At 43.6% G+C, this 4101-nt stretch carries 5 protein-coding genes; all 5 read left to right on the forward strand.

The window, feature by feature from the left end; genetic code table 11:
- On the forward strand, positions 1 to 388 hold a 388-nt coding region (locus HX773_RS19895), incomplete at its 5' end, for a DUF2345 domain-containing protein (RefSeq protein ID WP_176972967.1).
- Entirely contained in the window at positions 381 to 1613 is a 1233-nt protein-coding gene (locus HX773_RS19900; protein ID WP_176972968.1) for a hypothetical protein, read from the forward strand. The genes HX773_RS19895 and HX773_RS19900, both read left to right, overlap by 8 nt.
- A gap of 5 nt (positions 1614 to 1618) precedes the next feature.
- Positions 1619 to 1975: a hypothetical protein gene (locus tag HX773_RS25995; protein ID WP_255433272.1), complete on the forward strand. Its 357-nt coding sequence runs from the start codon at positions 1619 to 1621 to the stop codon at positions 1973 to 1975.
- A gap of 118 nt (positions 1976 to 2093) precedes the next feature.
- Entirely contained in the window at positions 2094 to 2474 is a 381-nt protein-coding gene (locus HX773_RS19910) for a hypothetical protein (RefSeq protein WP_176972969.1), read from the forward strand.
- A 394-nt stretch (positions 2475 to 2868) separates the two neighbouring features.
- The coding region (locus tag HX773_RS19915) for a type VI secretion system Vgr family protein (protein WP_176972970.1) at positions 2869 to 4101 on the forward strand (1233 nt) is incomplete at its 3' end.

The following is a 4101-nucleotide window of genomic DNA, read 5'->3' on the forward strand; positions in this document are numbered from 1 at the left end:
CGAAGATGAAATCAAAATCATTGCGAAGAAGAAGATCACGCTGAACGGCGGCGGGAGTTATATCTCATTAGACAGTAATGCTATTGAATCCGCGACTAATGGGGATTTTAGAACCCAAGCTGGTCATTATGATCGCCTAAAAAGCGCAGCGCATAAAATCGACATGATGCCATTATCAGGTGTTATTGATGATAAAAGTCATAATTTACGTTATTTATGCATTGATGATAATGGCATGCCATTAAGCAATAGAAAATACAATGCATATTTAGCTGATGGAACCTTATTGCAAGGCATTACTGACGATAAGGGGTTTACGGCATTGTTTACTTCGGGTCAGCAGCAAGAAATTGTACTACATGTCAATAATGGATTAGCTAATGCCTAAATATAAAATATATACAAAAATAGAATCTAACGTTCCAGTTTCAAATTTATTTTATGACTTAACAATTTATCGAATGAAAAATGGAAAAGAAAGGTATGAATTACTCTCAGTCGATAAAGAGCCATTGAGAGATAATTATCTAACGCAACAACACGAAACCAATGAAACTGATGATGATTTATCTATTATCTATCTTATGGATATCATGCTATATCGTTTGCATGGGAACGAGTTGCATCCAGTAATCTCTGCTCCTGTAACAAAAATATTCACATTAGGTGAGATGGTTTCAGGTAAAGCTTACTCTAATAATAAACGAGAGAATGTTTGCTATTTTGAAACAATACATAAAACTAAGCAAGCCGGTGTTATTGGTGAGGATTACATTCATAGCATTAAAATCACATGTAAAGAAAGAGCCTTTGTGTCTCTAGAACACCCAGTTGGTGATCCTTTAGATCCATTTTCTAAAGATAAGATTAAGGAGCAACTAGATACAAGAAAGAATGCATCGCTAATGAGGTTAGAAGGTGAATATTACCCTGATCAGTACTATTCGATGCTTTGTGGGCCTGCAGCTTTTTTTTACTGTTTAATGATTGACCGCTTTGATGTTTATCAAACTCTTATTTGGAATTTATGGGCAGAAGGTAAAGGAGTAATGGGTAAGTTAGTTATTAAACCCAGTGATAAAACGCTGAAAGTTACAGATTTATTTGGCGGAATGAATACTCCTCGTATTTTAGCAATTGATTGGATCTCAATGGCTAGCCTAAGAGATTCCACTAATAAGTTGCTTAGTTATAAATCTATCGAAGACAAAGTGTCAGCAATTACTTTGTGGAATGACATAGAAGGCTGGATGATTGACTTAGGATCTAAGAAGATTTTCGATAATATAAGTTTATCTCATAGCAATCTCAATGATATTTGTAATTTGAATGAGCATTTCAATAACAAAGTAAATGTTTTGTGTTTGATATCTGCAGGGATGCTACAACAAGGCGCAGATGTTCCTTTTAAGGATCACTGGGTTGTATGGGATGGAATGTTGACATTGATGAATGGTGATGCAGTAACACGAAAAACATCTTTAGACGAAGTCGTAAAGTTAAGGCTTTTTTCTTGGGGGGTAGTGAAGAATAATTGGTTAAGAGAATCATTGAGACTTGGGGATTTCTTACGATATTGCTTTGGAGGGATGGTATTTAGAAAAATACCTTAAAAAATATGTTTAAAATACTTGTCTTTTTATTTCTTATTGTTTCAGGTTGTAGCAACAATGTTGTTTTTCATCCTGACGAGCTTCCTAATGGTTTTGTCCAAAAAAGTTATAAAGTACCTGTTATGATTACTGGAGGTTCCGGCCCAGTAGTTGACTTGATTTATGAAATTAATCCACCCGGCGCTGGATTAACATTACAATTCGAAAAAAAACCATATTACACTAAGTATATTTATAATAAATTTACAATTGAAGGGGAACCTCTATTTGTAGGCGATGTTTATATTACAATTAGAGGTGGTTTAGTTGGCGGGGCAGGTAAAGTTTTCAAAAAAACTTATAAATTAAGAGTCGAAAATTAATTTTATTATTTATGTCTTTGTTAAATCATATCATTCACTTTAGTGCGATGTGTGTAATTCAAGGTATTCGTGCGGGTTAATATTTTTGAGGGGTAATTCATAAAAGTAAATGAGGATGATGGCTTTTTTATTATTATTATTGATCTTTGGGTGTGGGACGCGTAGCCCTGTGGTTTTACCTGATGCAACAGCGCTTCCCAATGCTACACTGAAAAATATGTATCATGCTCAAATTAAGATAAAAAGTGGTCCTGTCAATAAAACTAGTGTGTCGGTAATCATAACTCCTTCTGATTCTGGTCTGATGTGGAAGCCGGAAACAACAGTGTATGTTTTTGCAGGAGAAGAGAAAATGAATGAAGATTATCATAAAATTATTATTTACGGGGCTCCAAGTAAAGAAGGTAATTATGATGTCATTGTGTCAGGGCATACTCTTGGATCAATGTATTCAGGTGGTGGTTTTTATCGTAACTATCGATTGGCAATCAATGATTAATTAAAAAAACAACATTTTTCTACCTTTATCTTTTTTTGTAGTGTTCGTTGCGAATGAAACTATATTTGTTGCACTCCTTTTATATGATTATTTTGTTATTAATGGGTAAGTGTCTAGTGAGTGCTTGCATTAAAATAAAAGGTGGCATCGAAAAGGAGTCGTAAGCGTATGGTTTGAAGGAGTTTAATTTGTTTATTAAACTGATTTATTAAAGTGGCTTTAATTGGCTTTTCTTTTAAAAGGATTATTTGAAATAAGCTATGTGGTTATTAATTTAATTAAAAGCAACATTAAGCACTGGTCTTGGGAAGTACACAAGTGAAGAAGGCGAAGAAATCTTTTTGTTCTGACCGGGCTAAAGCTTCCTTCACATGGCCAATAAAAGGATTTAATCATGACAGATACGGGCATTACCTTTTTTAGCCACAGCCATCACCGGCTGAAGGTCACGGACAATACATCCCCGCTCGACGTGCTCAGCTTTAAAGGCGCGGAGGCGCTGAGCGCGCCCTTCAGCTGGAAAATTATCTTTACCAGCACTGACAAGCACATCAGCCGCAAAGCCATGCTGATGAAAACCGCCTCGCTGACCCTGCAGCCATCACCGCAGAGCCTCGCCGACCTGCTGCGCAAGGCCAAACCGCTGCGCGTGGTGCAGGGCGTGGTGACCGGCTTTGATACGCTCGGCGTCTCCGCCGACGAAGCGCGCTACGCCATCACGCTGCAGCCGCGCCTGGCGCTGCTGGCGCGTGCGCGGCAGAACGCCATCTGGCAGGATGCATCGGTGCCGCAGATTGTCGAATCCATCCTGCGCGACCGTCACGGCATGCGCGGGCAGGATTTCGTGTTCAGCCTCAGCCGAGACTATCCGAAGCGCGAGCAGGTGATGCAGTTTGACGAAGACGACCTGCGCTTCGTCTCGCGCCTGCTGGCGGAGGTGGGCATCTGGTTCCGTTTCACTACCGACACGCGCCTCAACATCGACGTGGTGGAGTTTTACGACGGCCCGCAGGGCTATGAAACCGTCATGACGCTGCCCGCCGTGCCGCCGTCCGGCCTGCACGACAGCGGCGTGGAGTCGGTGTGGGCGATGGAAAGCCGCTTCCGGGTGGTGGAGAAAACCGTCAGCACCCGCGACTATAACTACCGCGACGCCACCGCCGACATGAACGCGCAGGCCGACGTCACCGGCGGCGACGACACCACCTACGGCGAAGCCTATCACTGGGCGGATAACTACCTGCAGGCGGGCGAGGCGTACAGCGCGACTCCCGCCACCGAAAGCGGCGCATTCTACGCCCGGCTGCGCCACGAGCGCTACCTCAACGGCCAGACGCGGCTCAGCGCCAAGTCCAGCTGCGCCTCGCTGATGCCCGGCGTGGTGGTGCGCGCCAGCGGCAGCAACGCGGCGGAGGTGTTCCGGAGCGGCGTGGTCATCACCTCGATTGTCTGCCGCGCGGCGCGCGACAGCAGCATGGAAACCGTGTTTCAGGGCATCCCGGCGGAAGGCCGCTACGGCTACCGTCCGGAGCCCGCGCCGCGTCCGGTGATGGCCGGCACCTTACCGGCGCGCGTCACCAGCACCACCACCAACGACACTTATGGGCACATTGACCGCGACGGCCGC

Source organism: Pantoea sp. B9002 (assembly GCF_013385945.1).
GTDB lineage: Bacteria > Pseudomonadota > Gammaproteobacteria > Enterobacterales > Enterobacteriaceae > Pantoea.

Bases quoted from the DNA above. Each gene is read 5' to 3' on its own strand.
- HX773_RS19900 (WP_176972968.1), top strand. From the start codon at position 381: ATGCCTAAATATAAAATATATACAAAAATAGAATCTAACGTTCCAGTT.
- HX773_RS25995 (WP_255433272.1), top strand. From the start codon at position 1,619: ATGTTTAAAATACTTGTCTTTTTATTTCTTATTGTTTCAGGTTGTAGC.
- HX773_RS19910 (WP_176972969.1), top strand. From the start codon at position 2,094: ATGGCTTTTTTATTATTATTATTGATCTTTGGGTGTGGGACGCGTAGC.